Raw genomic sequence first — 20,862 nt, 5'->3', positions numbered from 1 at the left:
TCTATCTTCTGTTATTTCAGCTCTTATTCTATCGGTAACTTTGGCGTATTTTAACGTTGAGGGGGGATTGATTATCGCGAGTGTGGGAGCAATGGGGGTGGGGTATCTCACGGAAACCTTACAAGGGAAACCACTATGATTTTCGCTTATATCCTCGCAATGACAGCAGTCGTGTTTCTGAGCCGTTACTTATTTCTAGAACCTAAGTTACCTATTAAGCTTGGTCAACGAACTCAAAGGCTACTCGCTTATTCAAGCCCGGCTGTGCTAACAGCTATTTGGGGCCCCATTGTTTTTCTCCCTGAAGGAGAACTTATGTTGAACATGAACAATGCGTATCTTTGGGCAGCCTTACTCGCCGCTGTTTTAGCTTGGAAGACAAAAAATGTTTTACTGACTACTGTTATCAGTATGGGGGTCTTTTTGTTCCTCAATTTATATTGGTTAAACCATTAATACGGTTTAACTAAGTAAGCTTAATTGAGGACTGACCCTGACTAATGAGCAAGCCATTCGATTTCAATCAAGGTTTGTTCACCACACTTCAAACGTCCCAAAAATACATCACCTCTGTGTACCTCTCCTACACCCTGAGGCGTTCCTGTCATAACCACATCACCATCTAGTAGCGTTGTGTAAGATGTCAGTTCATTAAGAATAACGGCTGGTGAATAAATCATTTGTTCTACATGCCCTTTTTGAACACGTACACAGTTGATAAATAGCTCCAAATGAAGATTTGATATATTGATGTCAGTTAGTGAAACAAAGCGGCTAAATACCGCAGAGTTATCAAAACCTTTCGCTCTTTCCCAAGGTAGCCCTTTACCCTTAAGGTAAGTTTGTAGTGCTCGTTTGGTAAGGTCTAACCCTAAACCAACGCCGACATACTCTCCGTTTTCAACCAAAAAGCAAATTTCAGCTTCGTAATGTAAAGGCTCTTGGTGATAAGCAGTAAGTGAAGCAGTGACACTCGTATTAGGCTTATTAAAAACCACCATTTGTTCAGGAATTGCATTATTCAGTTCTTGGATGTGATCAAGATAATTACGACCAATACAGAGTACTTTCGTTGGAGTAAACTTCTTTTCGTCCATGATTACTGAATTCATTGCCTTCCCCTGAGCTTCCTTAAATGAGGGCAGAGTTTAACCGATCCTCTAACTCTGTTGTCACTGATTGTTAAGCAAATTATCAAAAATCTGATCTTTCGCTCAAAGTTATTTCCTAATCAAGAGTTTTCATTAGCTTGTCACAAAGCCTTTTCAACTCAAGTAATTCTTCTAACGGCAGCTGAATTTTACAACGCATCGCTTTAGGGACTTCTTTTGCTGACGATTTGAGCTGTATACCCTGCTCTGTCAAAAATAATTCTCGAACCCGTTCATCATGTTCTCCACGTTTTCTAATCACCACTCCTTTGGTTTCTAAACGTTTGAGTAATGGCGTCAAAGTCCCCGAGTCTAAGTTAAGCTTATTCCCTAACTCTTTCACATTAATGCCATTTTCTTGCCAAAGCACCATCATTACTAGGTACTGAGAATACGTTAAGTCGAGCGAATCGAGTAATGGTCGATATGCTCTAATTACGGCATTGGCCGCGCTGTATAACGGGAAACAGACCTGGTTTTCCAGTTTGATTAACTCATCGTCTGAATGATTTTGTTCTTGGTTTTCTTCAACGTGACACGAGCTCATCACACACCTCTTAAAAATAAATTGCGCACAATATACTTGCATTCAGCCCTAAGATCGAATTATGATTGCTAGCAATTAGATTGCACACAACTTAAATTGCACAGAGTGAGTAAACAACATGACTACATTATACAAAACAAAAGCAACAGCATCTGCAGGTCGTAACGGTAATGTGAAAACTGATGATGGGCTACTCAACGTAAACCTTAGCTACCCTAAAGAAATGGGAGGAACAGGTGCAGCAACAAACCCAGAACAACTCTTTGCTGCTGGTTACTCAGCATGCTTTTCAAATGCAATTCTTCACGTAGCGCGTGAAATGAAGGTTGCGATTAAAGAGGCACCAGTAAGTGCTGAAATTGGTATCGGGCCAAACGAAACAGGTGGCTTTGCATTAACTGCAAGTTTAGAGGTGTCTTTAGAGCTTCCTCAAGAGCAAGCGTTTGAGCTAGTAAAGGTAGCGCATCAAGTTTGTCCATACTCAAATGCCGTTCGTGGCAATATTGATGTAGCGGTTAACGTAAACGGCCAAACACTTTAAGGCTTTTTCCTAAAGTGCTCAAAAACCAAAAAGCCGCCCTCTCTTTCTAGCGAGGGCGGCTTTATATTTGGCGTGTGACTAAATGTTATTTAGTGCTACTAGACCTGATTTATTACTAGGTCTTATAGGTAGTAACGAACACCTAGAGTCCACTTGTCATCAGATGTGTAACCAGTTTCGCTCTTAAGATCGAATTGGTAACCAGTGTAACCGATGAACTTAGGTGTGAAGTTGTATTCAGCTTGTAACGCTAGCTCTTCACGCGCTGTTTCAGTCGCTGCACCTTTAGTTAGCTCGCCTTCAACCGTTTCGTAGTTCACAATGAAGTTCAGGCTATTTTGCAGTGCGTAAGAAGCAAGTAACTCGTAGTTAGTACTTTCTTCTAATAGACCTGTAGCATTAACTGGGTTCTGGTAGTTCATGTTTTCGTTAGCTGCGTAAACACCAGCTAGGTAAAGACCTTTACCGTAAGAACCGTATGCTGCAGAGAATACGTGAGATTCAGCAGTTGATGACTTAGAAGACAAAGCAGGTTTGTAATCACCAGTATTGAACGCATAACCTAATTTAACGCCCGCGATATCGTAACCTAGCGTTGCTTGAACACGGTCGCTGTAATCATTACCTGAAACAGGAACGCCTGCTACAGTTGAGCGGTCGTCATTAGAACCCTGCCAACCTAGACCAAAGCTCAATGCACCAGCGTCACCGAAATCAAAACCATTGCGGTAGCTCATCATTTTGTCAGCACGACCAGTACCTAGAGCACCGTGGTTGTCGTAGATGAAGTCATTCGCGAATGCGATTGGCATATCTGCAACACCAGCTACATCGTAGTAAGGAGCCCACTGTGTACCAGCTACAGCGCGACCAAAGTCATCGTGGCTAACGCCAACGTAACCTAGACGAGTTGTGAATGCATTGTCGCCGCCGTCAAGGTAGTTAAGAGCCCACTCACCTTTAGCGTCTGCTGTGAAGCCATTGCCAAGATCTTGAGTTGCATTGAAGTTGATACGTGGAGAGTTAGTACCTACGTCAGTGTCTCCAGCTTCAGAGCCATTGATGTTTGCAGAAACATGGCCACCGATAGAGAATGTAGAACCGTCTTGGTTGTATAACTCTACAGCAACCGCTTGAGAACCGAATGCAGCAGCAGAGATTGCTAACGCTAGTAGTTTTTTATTCATTTTTTAGTCCATTGTCCATTATGTAACTTTGTAGTGTTTAGTTAAGGCAGGGCATCTAAGCTGAACATATATAGGGAATGTTACCTGCGCTTAACATCTGAATTGGACTTTAAGGGAATGAGCTAAAAAAGTTGCATTAAAATATATAAAATAACAAAAACACCAAACAAAAAAAACATAAAGCCTTAAAATACAAATAGATATAGCAATTGAACTTTGTTTTATTTAGTTCAAACTTTGTTACATTTGCTATTTTCACTCACTAATCCATGATAATCACAACCAAAAAGCCATGATCAGCGCGTCCATCTAAGAAAGGTTATGTAAAAATAGTGCAACACTAGGAAGCCTATTTCTCATCTCTAATTAATCACCATATCCGGGCTGAAGTTAAGCTAATTAGGAATCGATAAACTACGATTAGTAATGGTAACTATCCCGCTTTTCGTTTGGTTTTTAGTCGATCCATACAAAAGGTTAGGAAGTTCGAAGCATGTCTTAATAATTACTCAATAGGGTTGAGCAATAGTTACTCAATACTATAGTGATTAGGTCGAAGTATAAGGACCCTCCTATGACAGAAACCGTTAGTCGAGCGCATTTCAAACTCAATATGCAGTACTTGATTTATACGTTTTACTTGATTTCCGTTGCCCTAATTACCCATACGTTGATCATAGAACACCACGAAATGCGGTTTGCTTACCTGGCCTATCCCATAACAATGATGCTTGCTTTGTTTCATAGAAATTCGAACATCAAGGAGCTTTCTGCTGTTCTTTCGATGGGCGTTATTTTGGTTGGCGGATACCTAGAACCACTAGAGCTCGATGCCATTGAAGAAGTATTCATACTCATTCCTCTTACCTATTTGATCGTGTTCCCTGGTTCAATGTGGCCAATATCTTCTGCACTATTACTTATCCTTAGTTATTTATATGAGCTTCCTGAAGAAGACTTTTCTGAATTTGTAGAAGACGCTATCGAGCTGATTGTCATTTCTGTTTTCGCGACTGTAATGACCTACTACCAACAAAAGTTTCGTAAGCAAATGATCCGCTATCGAAAAGATTCACTAACTGATTTTTTAACGGAAGCACAAAATAGAAAAGCTTTTTTCTTAGCGTTAGAAACACTCCAGACTGACGCTAAAAAAGACCACGCCTTGATACAAATCGACCTTGATAACTTCAAGTTAGTTAATGAAAGTTTAGGGCACGCCAACGCCGACATATTGCTAAAAAAATACGCGTCTTATCTACTTAACATTAACCCTCTTACGGTGTCGGTTTATCGCTTAAGTGGGGATGAGTTTATGCTTCTCATTGAGGAAGACAAAAATCTATTCGAAGAAGTTAGCGTAATTGAAGATCACCTGAGCAACCTTGCAGACCAAACTTATGTTCTTGGGCAATATTCTTACAAACTCACTTTTAGTGTCGGTATCGCATTACTAAGTGATGCTATGCAAAACACTGAGATCCTATGTAAAAACGTGGATGCTGCCGTCGAAAAGGCAAAAGCAAGTGGCAAAAACACCGTCCGCTGGTATGACAATGAATTGCTCAATGAAACTGTGCGTCAACATCAAGTAGAACGTGAATTAGCCAGTGCTCTTCAATCTGAACAACTGCACCTCGTCTATCAACCTAAAGTCGACATAAAGAGTCATTCGATTTGCGGCGCTGAAGCACTAATTCGCTGGAAACACCCTGACTTAGGTGTCATTTCCCCCATCGAATTTATTGAAATAGCTGAAAAGAGTAAGCTCATCGTTTCCATCGGCCGATGGGTCATTCTAACGGCTGCAACTCAAGCAAAACACTGGCAGCAATTAGGTCACGAGTTATGCGTATCGGTAAACGTATCAACGGTGCAATTCGCTCATGATGATATGTACCAAACCGTCACTGATATTTTGGAGCAAACTTCATTACCCGCTCACTTACTTCAACTCGAAATCACAGAAACAACACTAATGCAGCAACCRGAGCACATTATTGATAGCTGCAACAAATTGAGAGAGTTGGGCGTGACTATCGCTATCGATGACTTTGGGGTTGCCTACTCTTCTCTCAACTACCTCAAACAGCTTCCGATTGACGTTCTAAAGATAGATAAATCATTCATTGATGAGTGCGTGAAAGAACACGATGACCACATGATCGTACGTACTATCATTCAATTAGGTCATAACATGGGCAAAACAGTGATAGCAGAAGGGGTTGAAGATGCGGATCAACTCAAGCTATTGGAATTGGAGGAGTGTAACCACTTCCAAGGCTATTTGTTTTCTAAGCCTTTAATCTGTGAAGACTTTACGCAGCTATTAAGCAGTGGCTCATAGTGTGTGTTCAACGACATTTTGACACAGCGCTGACATTTGTTTGCTTGTGAGTCGGTGGTAACTTCACTACTCTAAGCTGGATAATATTTGAAGCAGAGCAAAATTTGCAAAACTCGACTACCAAACAAAAAAGGCATGCCTTTTGGTCAATAATCCTTACAGGGCTGGTAATTATTACCTGTCTTGCGAGCACTATTGCGTCGAGCTCTTCATACTCATCTGCTCAAAAAAATCCAATTATCCATAGCTTTGAACAATCGAGTAGTCACAGCAGTGACACACATCTCCAATCTCTCTACTCAAAAGCATTCAAGAGTGATAATCAGACTCAACTTACCTCAAGTAATGAAGCTTGCAGTCTAAGTGGTCAGCTCCTTTCCTATGCTTCCCCTAAACTCGATTGGCTAGCGGCCTACATCATTATATCCGTGATGGTATATTACATCGCTCAGGTGTCTATACTCGGTAACCGCAGTTTCCTACAAAATATAACCGTCCCTAAGCAGCGCTTACACGTTACCTACTGTACTTTTCAAGAGTAAATAGACGGGCTGTTACCACACCCATTTTATTTATTTTTGGAGTATTTTTGTGTTTAAAACAATTCAAACATGGCTCGCGGTACTATCACGCGCAAGCATTGCTACATGTGTCAAAACCCTAGTTGCATTCAGCTTACTGGCTTTTTCCACGCTGACGTTCGCTCAAAGTACAGGATGGGTCAGCGTACCTGAACATCCACCAGTAAAACTACGAATGATGTCCACGGGTCAACAAGATCTTGAAAACAAGTCTATTGAAGCCGTGCTTGATATCGAGTTGGATGGCGACTGGAAGACTTATTGGCGCAGCCCCGGTGAAGGCGGTGTCGCTCCTGAATGGGACTGGTCTGCTTCATCAAACATTCAAGCCGTAGAATGGCATTGGCCAATACCAAGCTATTACGAGCAATTAGGCGTGATGACTTTAGGTTACAAATCTAAAGTTAGCTTCCCTATTACTATCACGCTTGAAGACAATACGAAGCCTGCTGTTTTCGACGCTAGGCTACGCCTTCCTTCTTGTACAAATATCTGTGTGATCACCGATTACAGTATTAATTTACCTATCGACCCTAATACATTGCAGCTAGATGAAGATGCTATGTTCGTGTTCAATCAGGGAATGAGCCGCACCCCGATGGAATCTAAACAAGTTTCCGTTGATGGCCTATTCTGGGACAAGAGCAAGCAACAACTAGTCGCGCAGTTTACGAATCAAAAAGAATGGAACAACCCACAAATTCTTATTGATGGTGATGAAGTCGTAGATGAGTTCTTTGCCCAACCAAAAATCATCAAAGACAACGGCACACTTACCGCTATTTTTGATGTCAGCAATTGGCTTGGTGAGACCGACCTTACCCAGCGTAATATCACTATTACTATCTCTGACGAAACATTCGCCACTGAACTGACTGGTCAAATCGGTTCAACACCAATTAGCTATCAATCAAACGATACCAGCTTTCTCGCGATGGTTGGCTTTGCATTACTGGGTGGCCTAATTCTAAATATCATGCCTTGTGTATTACCTGTATTGGGTATGAAGCTTAACAGCATGGTTGCCAACCAAGACGCATCGACTAAACACATCCGAGGATCTTTCGTTGCATCAGCCTCTGGCATCGTAACCTCGTTCGCACTACTTGCTGCTGGCATTTCTGTTTTAAAACTGGGTGGTAACGCGATCGGTTGGGGTATTCAATTCCAAAATGCGTGGTTTATCGCATTTATGCTGATCATCACATTGGTTTTCGCGACCAACTTACTCGGGCTTTTCGAGTTTCAATTACCTTCAAGTATGAATACTTGGATGGCGACGAAAGGAAACGACTCTCACTCTGGTCACTTTATACAAGGCATGTTCGCGACATTACTTGCAACACCGTGTAGTGCACCGTTCCTGGGGACGGCAGTAGCTTACGCATTTGGTGCAAGCTATCAGGAACTATGGGCCATCTTTATCGCACTTGGACTTGGTATGAGCGCCCCTTGGTTAACATTTGCATTGTTCCCAAGCCTAATACGATTCTTACCAAAACCTGGTGCATGGATGTTTAAGGTTAAGCTATTTTTCGGCCTAATGATGCTAGCAACGAGCTTATGGCTTAGTAGTTTACTAATGCCATTCATTGGCAAGTTCCCAGCATTACTTATGACCACAACCATTTTGATCACCGTATTGATTTGGATTGGCGTGAAACTTGGTCGTAAAGTTATGGTCCCAGTATTAGCAATATCAACGGTGGCATTTGGTGGCGGTTTAATAGCAGGAAGTTTAACGGCCGACAGTTGGGCAACTCCAATTGTTGATGATTTAAACTGGCAACCGCTTGATGCAAATGCAATTCCGGAATTCGTCGCTCAAGGAAAAACCGTTTTTGTGAATGTGACTGCAGACTGGTGCATTACCTGTAAAGCCAACAAGATTGGCGTGATTCTGCAAGATCCGGTGTACAGCGGCTTACAAGCAGAAGATATGATTTTGATGGAAGGTGACTGGACAACGCCAAACCAAAAAGTGACCGACTACCTGCAAAGTAATGGGCGCTATGGGGTGCCGTTTAACATTGTCTACGGCCCTAATTATCAACAAGGTATCCCACTGCCAGTTATCTTAAACAGTGAAACGGTGATGGACGCGATAAAGGTTGCTAAGGGCACTAATGAATAATGAGCAAATGAATAACAATCAAGATACTACCGTGACTCCTGAACCATTGAAAAAGCCGTCTCGTCTCAAACGATGGGGAAAAGAACTCGTTTCAATGCTGCTCATCGTTGGGGTTGTGTCTTATGCGATGGACTTCTATTACAGCTCAGATATGCCAGAGGGCGACGCCCCACAAATATCAGGCATTTCAGTACAAGGCGAGGACATTGATGTTCTCGCACTGAGCCAATCTGGTGAGCCAGTCATTGTCTATTTTTGGGCTACATGGTGCACAGCGTGTAAGTTTGTTAGCCCAACGATTAATTGGTTCTCTGATAGCCACCAAGTCGTTTCCGTTGCGCTGTCATCAGGCGATGATGAGCGAGTACGCAGGTTTCTTACGGCTAAAGACTATGACTTTCCGGTTTTGAATGACTCGTCAGGTCAAATTAGCCGAGATTGGAATATCAGTGTGACTCCTACCATCGTGATCATAAAAGATGGACAGATTAAACACACTTCAACTGGAGTCACCACACCTTGGGGACTTTGGTTGAGAACTCTATTTATCTAACGCAGAGTTATACATGAAAGCATTACTACTATGGGTGGCGATTAGCACCGCCCTAACTTCATCATTGGCTCATGCCTCTGCACTTGATGTAGAGCAGCAACAGAAAATAGACGAAGTATCTAAGCTATTAGAAGAAAATCCAGATGTCATTGAACCTCTTTATAAGAGTTTGAACACCTATATATCTAAGGTTACTCAATTTGAAGATATTCAAAAGAAAAGCCATGAATGGCTAGAAAACAACGACGCGTTGCCTTTCATAGGTAACCCAGAAGGAAAAGCCGTCTTATTCAACTTTACTGATTATGATTGCCCTTATTGCAAAAGGCTCGACCCATTATTGGTTAAGCTAACTGAAGACTTCCCTGAACTGAAAGTCGTTACCGTACTTACCCCATTGAAGCAAAAAGGTGAGTTCGATAAATTGGATACTAATGCGACGCTCTATGCTTTAACGGTATGGGAGCAAGCACCGGAACATTTTAATGAAGTCAATAAGTACTTGTTTGCAAAGAACACAGGGCACTCAGAAAAGTCGTTGAATTCAATTGCAAAAAAAACCGACACCGTTAACCAGTTACACGCAACAGAACAAGTTAGAAACGTCGTAAAAAATAATATGGATACTTTCCATGAGCTAGGGCTACAAGGTACTCCGGCAATGATGATCGGTGACACGATTATCCCCGGCTACCTACCCTACGACCGATTAAAAAATCGCTTAGCCTCAGAAATCAATGCAGCAGGCTAAGCCTTAACAAAGATTAAAATAAGGATTCAACGTGAAAAAACTCATCATTACAACCATGATAGCTGCCACATTCGCTTCGTCATTTGTCTCTGCAGCATCTCTAAATGAAACGCAAGAGCAACAGCTTATTGAGATCAACGAATTGCTTCGTGCAAATCCATCGGTTATCGGCAACCTACATGAAAGCTTAGGTAAATATACCGAAGGCCTAGCACAACTTGAAAATGTAAAAGCACAAAGCCACGACTGGTTGTACAACAATCCTGACCATTCCATTACAGGTAACCCAAATGGTAAATCAGTGATCATCAACTTTACTGATTACAACTGCCCTTACTGTAAAAAACTGGATGTCGTTCTTACTCAGTTAGCTGAAGAAAATAGCGATCTGAAAATCGTTAATATCTACCTGTCATTCAAGCAACAAATAATTTCTGGCTTAGACACTAACTCAGCCATGTATGCGCTTAATGTGTGGAAAAACGACCCTGAGTCATTTGAAGAAGTGAACCGCCTACTTGTAGCGAAAGGTGGCATTCATAATAAACAATCTTTAGAAGCCGTAGCCCGTAAAACCAAAACAGAGCAATGGCTAAAGACTGGTGACGAACAAAACGCGATCATGGCACAAAACTACCAAGTATTTACTGCTATGGGGCTTCGTGGGACACCGGGGATGCTAGTTGGCGATCAGCTAATTCCAGGCTTTGTTCCTTATGAAAAACTAAAAGATATTGTTGACGAAGAATTTGCTAAATAGATAACTCTTCGTTGTACAAATCCTATTCAAATCGTTAATAACAAGGGAAGACAGAGGTCTTCCCTTTTCGTTTCAGTAATATAAGTGAAACGAAAACAACACCTAAGCGTCACCAAACAGAAATCAATCTTTCATTTATAAAGCCTATCTTACCCTCATCAAACATTTCGAGCATGAAGCTCATTGATTTTATATAGGGTATAAAAATGAAAATAGCAGCAATCACAACTGCAATTCTGTCAGCATTGGTATCGGGTTCAGCTTTAGCAGCAACTGTTTACGACAACGATGGTACAACACTGTCTGTTGGCGGACGTGCAGAAGCGCGCTTCAACGTTTCAGATGAAAACGAAGTGGCAGGTTCAACCAGCAACTTCAAAGACAAGTCTCGAGCTCGAGTAAACCTTAAAGGTAAAACTCAAGTTTCTGACGGCTTATACGGTTTTGGTAAATACGAAGCTGAACTAGACGACGCTTCAGACATTTCTAACCGCTACTTCTTCGCAGGTTTAGGTACAGACATTGGTGAGTTCTCTTACGGTAAGCAAGACTCTGCTCAAGTAATGCTAACGGACGTTACAGATACTATGGCGACTTTCGGTGCAGATGCTGCTGACATCGTCTCGGGCAACAAAGACAAACGTGAAAACAACTTTTTATACTCAGGTTCTTTCGATGCACTGACTGTAAAAGTGAACTACATTGCTGCAGACGAAATTGATGCAAACAGCTTTGGTATCGCGGGCATGTACTCATTAGATATGGGGCTAGACTTCGGTGCTGGCTATGTATCTCAAGAGAACGGCAGTGACGATGATGACCAAATCAACCTTGTTGCTCAATACTCAATGGATGCTTTCACTGTTGGTGGCCTTTACACTAAAGGTAAAGTCGCTAAAGAAGACATTACTGGTTACGAATTTTCTGCAAAATTCAAAGCAAACAAACAGCTTTCACTGGTTGGCGTTTACAACTTCCAAGAGAATGACGACACCAATACTGAAGAAGCAAACAATTTCGCAATTGAAGCTGTTTACAAGTTCAACGGTCATATTCGCACTTACGCGGGTTACAAATTTGAACAGCTAGACAATACCGATGACCAACTACAAGCTGGTATCCGTTACGATTTCTAATCACTAGAAACTATTGACGAAAATGAGCTTTAGGCCGAGTTGTTTAACTCGGCCTTATTGTCTTTGCATTCATGAAAACGATATTTAGATGATATAACAAAGAGGGTTAGCTGATTAAACGCGTCACTAATGCTCCGGGTTCACGCAAAGCATCCACGTTATAACTCAGAACTCGGCCAGCTGAAGGCGCGAAGTAGCGCTTATTCTCATCTCCAAATGCGTCGTATTGAATTGCGAGTAAATCGCCTTCTTCAACAGTTTGTAGTAACTCGACCTGAGGCAGAATAAAACCACCAATATCCGCACGAACTGAAACAACTTTACTGCCTTCAACACCTTTCATTTCCGGGAGCGATTGCTCACCGTCAAGCATTTCGTAGAACTTAAGGATTCTCAGCACGCCATCAACAGCACGTTGGATCATATCGACTTGAGTAAATTTACCCATACCAACTTCAACCGTAACACTTGGTATTCCAGAACGGTTCCAAACGGTTTCTAAGATCCCTGGGTCTCCTGGATCGTTCAATACACAATCAGGCTCGAATAAACGTGCGAGCTCTAAACACTGCGGTTCTCGATAATCAGCAAAAACGTAAAGAGGATAAACCGCACCGCGAGTTTGTGTATGCAGGTCGACGGCAAAAGTCGCATTTGGTTTAAGTAAACGTTGCCATAATGAAGCTACAAAACGTTCCGCCGCTGTCCCTTCTGGGTTTCCGGGGAAAAAGCGATTTAGGTTGGCAGGGCATGAACCAGGGTCTGAAGAAACAAAGTCTCGGCTATGATTCAACAAGCCGGGTAAATTCACAGTAGGAACAATCGTCACGGTTCCGTGCAGCTTTACTCCAACCAAATCACGAACAATTTGCTGCGCAGCTAATACACCATTCAGTTCATCTCCATGAATACCAGCCGTTATCATTAATTTAGGGCCGCTCTCATCTCCTTTGAAGACAGAAACGGGCATATTTTTCGGCTGGCCTAAACCATCACTGGCGACTTGAAACCAAAATTGATGCTCACCAACCGGTAAGTCTTCAACGTCTAAAGATTGGATCACACGACGACCTTGCAGCACGTCTTCTAAATATTCGGTCGCCATTTACTTCTCCATCTGATTGAGGCTCTTGCATCATAGAGGATCTCCTCACCTAAACAAGAGCTAGAGCATTTTTGCGCTAGCCGAGTCTCATCAGAGTAAATGAGGGGAATACCTAATGAAACTTCTGTTTGTTCCAATGTTTTGAATAAGTTAACCAAGTAAACATGATTGGCTTAACGAATGATTAGACGTATGATTTGCCTACTCACCTGTTATTGAACTTAATACTCTATGAATCAGCCACACCACCCAGTGCAAGGCGCAAGCTGGATGCTCACTGCTGGGCTTGCTTTCGCTATCGTAAATAGCTTGGCGCAAATCGCTAGCATCAACTACGGATTGTCATCAACGACTGTTGCTTTTATTCAATACGCAATAGCACTTGTTGTGATCCTGCCTTACCTAAGAACACTTGGCATTCGCAAATCGTTGCGAACCAACAATCTTAAACAACACATTCTGCGCGTGTTCTTATCGGTTATTGGCATTCAACTTTGGCTATGGGCGTTAGCTTACCCTGTACCAATTTGGCAAGGTATTGCACTGCTCATGACTTCTCCGTTATTTGCAACCATTGGCTCTGGCTTATTCCTTAAAGAAAAGGTCGGAGTGGCTCGTTGGGGTGCAACATTGGCAGGTTTTGTTGGGGCAATGATAATCCTAGAACCCTGGTCAGAAAACTTTAGCTGGGCAACTCTACTACCGGTAGGCGCGGCATTTTTCTGGGCATGTTACTCATTAATGGTAAAGCGTTTATCTTCAAGCGATGGGCCGTCAACTATGGTGGTGTACCTGTTATTACTGATCACTCCATTCAATATTCTACTTGCAGCACCAGACTGGGAAACACCGACAGGGATGAACATTTGGCTAGTCTTGATCGCCGCGGGTTGTATGACTGCTCTAGCACAATGGGCGATAGTCAAAGCCTACTCGGTTGCAGATGCTTCTTTCGTACAACCTTTTGACCACGCTAAACTACCATTAAATGTGTTAGCTGGCTGGGTGGTTTTCAGTTGGGTTCCGCCAGGTAGACTGTGGCTTGGCGCTGCAATTATTGTTGCATCTGTTGCTTTTATTACCCAATGGGAAACAAAAAAATCCAAAAAATTGAAATAAATACCCACACGATCCGTTCTTTTTATTTAAGAGAGCAGAATTGAGGCAGAACTTATGACAAAACCAATCAAAATTACTTTATATCGTTGGGGCGGAAGCTGGGGACCATTCAAAGTAAATATTCCTTGTGGCGAATGTACTCTCACTAAGGATATTCTTCAGGATACCTTTGATAACGAACTTTCTGACGTAGCAATAGAGCTTGAAGTAAAAGATTGGTTATCTCATTGGTGGGAGCCACTAAAAATGGGCGCATGGCATGCTCCAATATTGGTCGTTGAAGGTAAAGTGGTTAGCCAAGGGGAAGCGCTAAACCGAGGTGTATTGATTCAATCAGTCATCAAAGAGTGGACAACTCGCGATACCTTAAAAGGCAATATCGTTTATGGAAAAGCCACTTGCCCATTTTGTGTTAAAGCCAAACATATGTTGGACGAAGCAGGCATAGAATATCAGTACCACGACGTCGTTAAAGACAGCGCCGCGCTGTATCGAATGATACCTGAAGTTAAAGCACACATTGGTGAGAAGACACCTGTGACAGTTCCTCAAATATGGCTTGAAGGTAAGTACATTGGCGGGGCAGACAACTTAGCCGCGTGGATGAAAGAAAACGGACTCGACTCTATTCCAGATAACGTTGTCGATTTATCGAACCAAAATGCCGGTTAATAAAACGTTGCTATAGATTCATAGTCCATAGGTTTTGGTTCCATCCAAAAACAAACAAAGCCCTTAAGATCGCTCTTAAGGGCTTTGTTTTAAATTCCATTTACATCTACAGCTTGATACCAATTGGCGACTTCATCAGCCTAGCTTTAAGGTATTACTTCGCCAGTTTTTTCATCACTCTTTTAAAGAATGACACTTTCTTTGGTTTTGGCTTGCCGTATAGCGCTTCGTGCATCATGTTTTTAGCCAAAATTTGACCAAGGTAAGCATTACCTAATTCGTAACCCATGATAATCTCCACAAAATATTGTTAGCGTTTTCAGGGGCGGACTATACGCTTAATTACGCCAAAAACAAGACACAGGTCACACTTTAGTTGCATTTCACCTCTTTAACTCTGATATCTTCAAACCACTTTTCTGCAATGAAATCGATAAATTGACGTACAACTGGAAGCTGGTAGCTGCGTGATAAATACACAGCCCAAAGTGCACTGTTCGGGACGGAAAAGTCTCGTAATATAGGTTGAAGAACTCCACTCTCAATCAATGGATTTGCTAAGTCACACGGTAACCGAGCTATCCCCTTTCCATGCTGAGCAGCTCGAACTATTACACCGACATCATTTGCCTTTATGCTACCTTTGACCTCTATTGAACGATGTTGGTTATCTTTAACGAACCCCCACTCACTAGTACCCAAATGGCGTAAACAATTGTGATTTTGAAGATCTTCAATATGTAAAGGCTCTCCGAACCGCACCAAGTATTCTTTAGAGGCGCACACCACAGAATCTATTTCCATTAACTTACGCGCAATGAGGCTATCGTCAGGCTTATCCGTATAGCGAAGAGCTATATCAATTCTTTCATCCACCAGCTGAGTAAAATGGTCAGATGCAAACAGTTCAACGGTAATGTTTGGGTGTAAATCGGTAAATTGTTCGACAACATCGAGCAACATATTTTGCGTTAAACCAATCGGCGCTGCGATGCGAATAGTTCCAGATAAATGCTCTGTTGTATTCAGAGCGGTAACTTCTAGCTCTGCAGTTTCATGGAGTATTTTTTCACAACGCTTTAGTGCCTCTTCACCTGCGGCGGTTAGGCTGACCTTTCGAGTCGTTCTATGCAATAAACGCTGTTTCAGCCAGGACTCTATTTCCTGAACATGCCGCGAAACTTGTAATCGGCTCATATCCAAATGTTCAGCAGCCTGAGTAAAGCTGGAACAGTTGGCTACTTCAACAAAACTTTTCATCGCGGTTAACTTATCCATTCCAACTCCCACCCAACATAATTAGTAACTTATAGCGATACAATCTACATCATATCTTGATATTTATCGCGTAGAGGTTAGCTATTAGACTGCAATTGTTGTCGAAAAACAGACTTACACAATTGGAGAAACACTATGAAAATTGCAGTATTAGGCGCGTCAGGTTGGATTGGTAATCATATCGCAATTGAAGCTAAATCTCGTGGCCACGAAGTGGTCGCCGTTGTAAGAGATCCAAGCCGATTAGAATTAACAGATGTCGAAGTTCGTACTGTTGACCTACAAGATGAAGAAGCAAACCTCACTGACGCACTCGCAAATGTTGATGCGGTCATTGCTTCTATCGGTGGGCGAGCTTTAGGTAATCACGATATTGTCGGTAAAACTGCGGAGAAGCTTTTAAACATTCTGCCGACAATCAACGTAGAACGTCTACTTTGGGTGGGTGGTGCAGGCTCTTTAGAAGTCGCTCCAAACGTTACATTGGTTTCCGTTCCTGAGTTCCCAGAAGATTACAAAAATGAAGCGTTAGCACAGGGCGAGGCGTTAAAGGTATTCAAACAGTCTGACAGCAATTCAAATTGGACGTTCGTGAGCCCTGCTGCTGAAATATTCCCCGGTGAAACTTTGTCGCAATATCGAACTGGCGGCGATCAATTACTCACAGATTCTGACGGAAATAGTAAGATTTCAGTGGGCGACTATGCGATAGCTATGATTGATGAATTAGAAGCTGGTAAGTTTCCCCGTCAGCGTATTGGTGTCGCTTACTAGGTAGCCAATATTACCCTGTAATGCTAATACCTAAAGCCAATAAGTAGAAACACAGAAAGCCACGATACTTACCTATCGTGGCTTTCTACTTTGGTTTACCAATCACACCAGCGGTAGATGCCCGGTTTTTACCAGAATAATCGTTTCTTCATCGACAAACGGGAAGTGTTCACTCATGTGCGGGCTACGCATCCATGTATGCTTAGGGTACTCGCCATGCTCGTCTTTAAATGTCCCAGAAAGAACAAAGATTTCTTCACCACCAAAATGGCGATGTGGCTGGAAGCGCTCACCAACAGGCCATTTAACTAAGGCAACGTGCTCATGTTCGAATTCATGCAGTGGCATGACTTGCAAGCCTCCAATACCGGGTAACCACGCCGCTTCACGAGTATTAACGCGAACTTGAGTTAAATCTCGGTCGTCGAACTGATTCAGCTTCACTAAAATTGAGCAGCCATTCTCGCTGGATGGTGAGTGAGCACTCCCCGGTGGGTTACGGATATAAGTCCCAGCAGGAAAGTCTCCCGTTTCATCTGAAAAAACGCCCTCTAAGACAAAGATCTCTTCACCTTTCGGGTGCGGATGTTCAGAGAAAGACGATGCTGGATCGTATTTAACAACACTGGTTGTATGCCCTGATTCTTTTGCTTCACGCTCTAATGGTTTACGCCAAACCCCTTTAGCAGGGCTAGCAGTCCACTCTAACGATTCAGTTTCAATCACCAGTCTTTTTGAAAAATCCATGTTTAGCATCATCTAACCTTACTCAATTTTATTATTGTTTTGCTGTCTTTTATTCTACGTGAAAATGAGAGCACCTCACCTTCATTCGTAATTGCGCTTTCATTTGTTCTTCATCTTTAAGCTACTATTCCGGCATGGCGTTTAATTGCGCCCAGCAAGTACGCCACCATCGACATCCCAAATAGCTCCAGTGACCCAATCAGCATTATCAGAAAGTAAGAAGCAAATGCTATTAGCAATGTCTTTTGGTAACCCCACTCGTCCAATTGGATGGAAATCATTAAAACCTTCTAATGCTTGGTCAACTTCTTCAGGTGCAATAAAAGACTCATAAATTGGCGTTTTTACGACTGCCGGTGATACCGCATTTACACGTATATGGCTGTCGGCTAGTTCCATTGCCATGTGCTGAGTCAATGAGTGTAATCCAGCTTTTGCCATTGAGTAAGCAGAAGACGGCGTCGCTTTAATCGCTTGTTTTGCCCACATAGAACCTACATTAACAATGCTACCTCCGCCCGATCGCATCATGAGTTTAGCGACCGCTTGAGTAATAAAAAATGTTGCTTTATTTAACTGCATATACTGATCGTAATCTGACTCTTGGTGTTCAAAAAATGCTTTGGGATTAAAGTAACCCGCAGCATTGACCAAATAACCAATGCCTTCATCTAAAGTTTCTAAGTGATCAATAAGGCGAGCTACGCTCGCGTCGTCATACAAGTTTGCTTGCCAACCCGAAGCGTTACCCAAACCTTGCAGCTCAGACACTGCGTTATCTAACTTAGTGCTGTTATTCCCAACGATCAACACCGATTTATTTTGCGCGACTAACTGCTTTGCCGTTTCAAAACCCATACCGCTCGTGCCACCAATAATTACCGCCATGCCATTTTTAGTGAAGTTCATTTTGTTATCTCCTAAGCTATGTGAACGTGGTAATCTTAGGCCTTGAACTAACACTATGAATAGTAAGTACAAATCGGTTAGGTAGGTACTTATTGGTACATCTTTATGAAAAATCAGGAAAACTTTTTTTCACGTAAGTCTGCACCAGAGCGTTCTGCTCGTATGGTCGAGACAATCTATGGCTGTAAATGGTCATTGACCGTCTATCAATTGTTGGCCAATGGTATCAATAGACCTGGTGAAATGGTTCGTTCTGTTGAAGGGCTATCCACCAAAGTACTCAACGAATGCTTAAAGCGAAACGTTGAGTTCGGGATATTAGACAAACAAATGTTCAATGAAATACCACCTAGAGTGGAATACAAAGTCACGCCTTTTGGCCAAAAGTTTTTGTTAATCCTCGATCAATTAGAAAGCCTACAAACAGAAATCGATCAAATCGGTAAATAAGATACTTCGTTGACCCGTCTATAGGTGTAGGGCCTAGACTTCAACCTCAATTAATACTGAGGTTTCCCCATGGCACACATACAACCAAGCAACTCATCTCACCCTCTTGCTGATTACTGGTCGCAATTACCTGACAGCGCGAAAGGCATCGGGCTCGCTCTCATTTCCAATGCCTTGTTCATTGTTGTCGGCGTCATGGTTCGCTTGCTAAGCGAAACCATCGATGCGTTCCAGATACTGCTATTTCGACAGCTTATCTTCATCGTGCTGTTAACCCCTGCCATCATCAGAAATGTTGATTCATTGATGTCACCCAAGATGGTGCCAGTTCACTTATTACGAGTCTCTGGGGCTTTTATTGCCTTATATCTTGGCTTTCTGACCGTCAGCAATATCCCATTTGCAGATGCAACAGCGTTAGGTTTTTTAAAAGTACTCTTCGTGGCTATTATTTCACGAGTGGCTTTAACGGAAGCCGTCGGGCGCATTAGGCTATTAACCATCGCGATAGGCTTTGTCGGGGTATTGATGGTCGTACAACCAACCTTTGATACTGGGTCTAGCTTCTATATCATGACTGGAATTGTCGCGAGTATAGGTGCAGCGACTGCAGCCATTTGTGTAAGAAAGTTATCTGCTGTCGAGTCCAAAACCGTGGTTTTAACTTATCAAGCTGTCTTTGTTGGCGTGGTGACACTAATACCAAGCATAGTGGCGTGGCAATGGCCAAACGTTTATGAGTTAGCATTACTCATGCTAGTCGGTGTTGTTTCTTCTATCGCGCAATGGTTTGGTGTTACCGCGTATAAGTGGGGCGAAGCCAATGTGGTTTCTAACGTTGAATACTCGCAGATGATTTATTCTGTGATCCTTGGATACTGGCTATTTTCCGAAATGCCAAACCAATTAGCATTGATTGGGGTCGCTGTTATTATTGCGAGCAGTTTTCTTCCATACTTGAATAGCGTTTTAGCCAAAAAGACAAAAGCTTAAATACTTACCGATCTAAATTTAAGGCGCCAACCATGTTGACTGTAACCCAGATAGCCAATAAACATAATATATCTCGCACGACAGTTCTGTACTACGAGCGAGCAGGTCTACTTGCCCCAGCATCACGGTCTGATAATGGTTACCGTTGGTATGGTGATAATGAATCTAAGCGACTGGAATCCATCATTTCATACCGCTCTTATGGAATGCCAATAACTGAAATCGCATCTCTACTCGAAACGCAGGACAGTGCTTGCCAAGAGTCTATCCTACAGGGGCAATTCAACGCTCTAGAAGTAGAAATCCAACGCCTAAGGCAACAACAAAAAGCAATTTTAACACTGTTAGAAAAGCCTCAATTGTTGGCCAATGAAAACATGACGAAAGATAAATGGGTAGAAATCATGGTTGCTTCGGGTATGGATGACAAAGACATGCAGAACTGGCATAAACAGTTTGAGCAACGAGAGCCTTCGGCGCACCAGGAATTTTTGGAATCATTAAACATCGACTCAAATGAGATTAAAACAATTCGAACATGGTGCTTGGAATGACCCCTATGCTCTATATTCTTCCGGACTTTAACGCGCTTCTTATTGAATAAGTGGCGACAACTTTATGGAAAGGTTTAATAAACGACATATAAATTTTTCCTGAGCGCGTTTTCAAATTGACCAGTGTCGACACAGCAAATTCATCATCTGATAACTTAGCAACAGATAACCATAAGTCCATGTTCTTTTCGCTTGAAGAGGTAACCACTTCCTTTTCCGATACAAGCTCAAACGTAAGAAATCCAGCTTTCTCGCCCTCTTTGATCTCATCTAAAGGTAATGACATATTTGATGTCGCCCCTTTAAACCCTAACCGCGTCATCACGACGTTACGAATATCCATTGCGACTTGAACAGGCTTTGGCATGTAACCAAAAATAGCATGATAGACATCAACAGAGCTTAATTCGTTACGATTCACCTGCACCGAAAATGAATCTCGATAGTAATCTGTCGACTCTTTACCATTGATAAGTATATCGGTTGGAAATTCCCTTTGTTTTACCATGAAGCCTCACTGATTAATCGATACAAAAATGAATAACCACTGTATGGAACTTAGGAATGTGAGTC

Annotated in this window: 23 protein-coding genes; 14 read left to right on the top strand and 9 right to left on the bottom strand. The window is 42.3% G+C overall.

Annotation, left to right across the window (positions count from 1 at the left end; genetic code table 11):
* Positions 1–135: 135 nt before the first annotated feature.
* Positions 136–456: an AzlD domain-containing protein gene (locus L4C33_RS09565; protein ID WP_428812209.1), complete on the top strand. Its 321-nt coding sequence runs from the start codon at positions 136–138 to the stop codon at positions 454–456.
* Between the two features lie 41 nt (positions 457–497).
* On the opposite strand, the gene L4C33_RS09560 is transcribed toward L4C33_RS09565, so the two are convergent.
* Together L4C33_RS09560 and ohrR are read right to left on the bottom strand one after the other, a co-directional pair.
* Positions 498–1,112 carry a fumarylacetoacetate hydrolase family protein gene (locus L4C33_RS09560; RefSeq protein WP_428812208.1) on the bottom strand — a complete coding sequence of 205 codons (615 nt, stop codon included), beginning with the start codon at positions 1,110–1,112 and terminating at the stop codon, positions 498–500.
* A 115-nt stretch (positions 1,113–1,227) separates the two neighbouring features.
* On the bottom strand, positions 1,228–1,698 hold the full coding sequence (gene ohrR, locus L4C33_RS09555; protein ID WP_428812207.1) for a transcriptional regulator OhrR: 471 nt from the start codon (positions 1,696–1,698) through the stop codon (positions 1,228–1,230).
* Positions 1,699–1,816: 118 nt separating this feature from the next.
* Here ohrR and ohr point away from each other — a divergent pair, with 118 nt between their 5' ends.
* A complete protein-coding gene (gene ohr / locus L4C33_RS09550) occupies positions 1,817–2,239 on the top strand; it encodes an organic hydroperoxide reductase Ohr (RefSeq protein WP_428812206.1) in 423 nt (140 codons plus the stop codon).
* A 122-nt stretch (positions 2,240–2,361) separates the two neighbouring features.
* On the opposite strand, the gene L4C33_RS09545 is transcribed toward ohr, so the two are convergent.
* Positions 2,362–3,426 (bottom strand): porin, encoded by a 1,065-nt coding sequence (locus L4C33_RS09545; RefSeq protein WP_428812205.1) that lies wholly within the window; start codon positions 3,424–3,426, stop codon positions 2,362–2,364.
* 574 nt (positions 3,427–4,000) lie between these two features.
* Between L4C33_RS09545 and L4C33_RS09540 the strand changes: the two genes are divergently transcribed.
* From L4C33_RS09540 to L4C33_RS09515, 6 genes are all read left to right on the top strand, one after another.
* Entirely contained in the window at positions 4,001–5,773 is a 1,773-nt protein-coding gene (locus L4C33_RS09540; RefSeq protein ID WP_428812204.1) for a putative bifunctional diguanylate cyclase/phosphodiesterase, read from the top strand.
* Between the two features lie 639 nt (positions 5,774–6,412).
* Positions 6,413–8,488, top strand: a complete 2,076-nt coding sequence (locus tag L4C33_RS09535) for a protein-disulfide reductase DsbD family protein (protein ID WP_428812211.1) — start codon at positions 6,413–6,415, stop codon at positions 8,486–8,488.
* Positions 8,481–9,041, top strand: coding sequence for a protein disulfide oxidoreductase (locus tag L4C33_RS09530; protein ID WP_428812203.1), 561 nt, complete (start codon positions 8,481–8,483; stop codon positions 9,039–9,041). Before L4C33_RS09535 ends, L4C33_RS09530 begins: the two co-directional genes overlap by 8 nt.
* Positions 9,042–9,054: 13 nt before the next feature.
* On the top strand, positions 9,055–9,792 hold the full coding sequence (locus tag L4C33_RS09525) for a thioredoxin domain-containing protein (protein ID WP_428812202.1): 738 nt from the start codon (positions 9,055–9,057) through the stop codon (positions 9,790–9,792).
* 31 nt (positions 9,793–9,823) lie between these two features.
* A complete protein-coding gene (locus L4C33_RS09520) occupies positions 9,824–10,552 on the top strand; it encodes a DsbA family protein (protein WP_428812201.1) in 729 nt (242 codons plus the stop codon).
* Positions 10,553–10,758: 206 nt separating this feature from the next.
* Positions 10,759–11,688 (top strand): porin, encoded by a 930-nt coding sequence (locus tag L4C33_RS09515; protein ID WP_428812200.1) that lies wholly within the window; start codon positions 10,759–10,761, stop codon positions 11,686–11,688.
* A 106-nt stretch (positions 11,689–11,794) separates the two neighbouring features.
* On the opposite strand, the gene L4C33_RS09510 is transcribed toward L4C33_RS09515, so the two are convergent.
* The gene (locus L4C33_RS09510; RefSeq protein WP_428812199.1) at positions 11,795–12,793 is read right to left on the bottom strand and encodes a succinylglutamate desuccinylase/aspartoacylase family protein; all 999 of its coding nucleotides are present in this window, start codon (positions 12,791–12,793) and stop codon (positions 11,795–11,797) included.
* A 231-nt stretch (positions 12,794–13,024) separates the two neighbouring features.
* Here L4C33_RS09510 and L4C33_RS09505 point away from each other — a divergent pair, with 231 nt between their 5' ends.
* The gene (locus L4C33_RS09505) at positions 13,025–13,912 is read left to right on the top strand and encodes a DMT family transporter (RefSeq protein WP_428812198.1); all 888 of its coding nucleotides are present in this window, start codon (positions 13,025–13,027) and stop codon (positions 13,910–13,912) included.
* 54 nt (positions 13,913–13,966) lie between these two features.
* Positions 13,967–14,584 carry a glutaredoxin domain-containing protein gene (locus tag L4C33_RS09500; RefSeq protein WP_428812197.1) on the top strand — a complete coding sequence of 206 codons (618 nt, stop codon included), beginning with the start codon at positions 13,967–13,969 and terminating at the stop codon, positions 14,582–14,584.
* Positions 14,585–14,738: 154 nt separating this feature from the next.
* Here the strand turns inward: L4C33_RS09500 and L4C33_RS09495 are convergent, their stop codons facing one another.
* On the bottom strand, positions 14,739–14,873 hold the full coding sequence (locus L4C33_RS09495) for a hypothetical protein (RefSeq protein ID WP_428812196.1): 135 nt from the start codon (positions 14,871–14,873) through the stop codon (positions 14,739–14,741).
* Between the two features lie 83 nt (positions 14,874–14,956).
* The gene (locus L4C33_RS09490) at positions 14,957–15,862 is read right to left on the bottom strand and encodes a LysR family transcriptional regulator (protein ID WP_428812195.1); all 906 of its coding nucleotides are present in this window, start codon (positions 15,860–15,862) and stop codon (positions 14,957–14,959) included.
* Positions 15,863–15,997: 135 nt separating this feature from the next.
* Here L4C33_RS09490 and L4C33_RS09485 point away from each other — a divergent pair, with 135 nt between their 5' ends.
* Positions 15,998–16,636, top strand: a complete 639-nt coding sequence (locus L4C33_RS09485) for an NAD(P)-dependent oxidoreductase (RefSeq protein WP_428812194.1) — start codon at positions 15,998–16,000, stop codon at positions 16,634–16,636.
* Positions 16,637–16,738: 102 nt separating this feature from the next.
* Here L4C33_RS09485 and L4C33_RS09480 read toward each other — a convergent pair whose 3' ends face one another.
* Positions 16,739–17,392, bottom strand: coding sequence for a cupin domain-containing protein (locus L4C33_RS09480; RefSeq protein ID WP_428812210.1), 654 nt, complete (start codon positions 17,390–17,392; stop codon positions 16,739–16,741).
* A 132-nt stretch (positions 17,393–17,524) separates the two neighbouring features.
* Positions 17,525–18,292 carry an SDR family NAD(P)-dependent oxidoreductase gene (locus L4C33_RS09475; protein ID WP_428812193.1) on the bottom strand — a complete coding sequence of 256 codons (768 nt, stop codon included), beginning with the start codon at positions 18,290–18,292 and terminating at the stop codon, positions 17,525–17,527.
* A 105-nt stretch (positions 18,293–18,397) separates the two neighbouring features.
* On the opposite strand from L4C33_RS09475, the gene L4C33_RS09470 reads away from it, so the two are divergent.
* The 3 genes from L4C33_RS09470 (at position 18,398) to L4C33_RS09460 (ending at position 20,289) form a co-directional block, all read left to right on the top strand.
* Positions 18,398–18,742, top strand: coding sequence for a winged helix-turn-helix transcriptional regulator (locus tag L4C33_RS09470; protein ID WP_428812192.1), 345 nt, complete (start codon positions 18,398–18,400; stop codon positions 18,740–18,742).
* 69 nt (positions 18,743–18,811) lie between these two features.
* On the top strand, positions 18,812–19,735 hold the full coding sequence (locus tag L4C33_RS09465; RefSeq protein WP_428812191.1) for a DMT family transporter: 924 nt from the start codon (positions 18,812–18,814) through the stop codon (positions 19,733–19,735).
* A gap of 32 nt (positions 19,736–19,767) precedes the next feature.
* Positions 19,768–20,289, top strand: a complete 522-nt coding sequence (locus L4C33_RS09460) for a MerR family transcriptional regulator (RefSeq protein ID WP_428812190.1) — start codon at positions 19,768–19,770, stop codon at positions 20,287–20,289.
* 10 nt (positions 20,290–20,299) lie between these two features.
* On the opposite strand, the gene L4C33_RS09455 is transcribed toward L4C33_RS09460, so the two are convergent.
* A complete protein-coding gene (locus tag L4C33_RS09455; protein WP_428812189.1) occupies positions 20,300–20,797 on the bottom strand; it encodes a DUF2867 domain-containing protein in 498 nt (165 codons plus the stop codon).
* Positions 20,798–20,862: the final 65 nt, after the last annotated feature.

Origin of the sequence: Vibrio makurazakiensis (assembly GCF_050337375.1) — a bacterium.
GTDB classification, from domain to species: Bacteria; Pseudomonadota; Gammaproteobacteria; order Enterobacterales; family Vibrionaceae; genus Vibrio; species Vibrio makurazakiensis.
The sequence above is the reverse complement of the archived record's forward strand: the minus strand, read 5'-3'. Positions and strand labels throughout refer to the sequence as shown.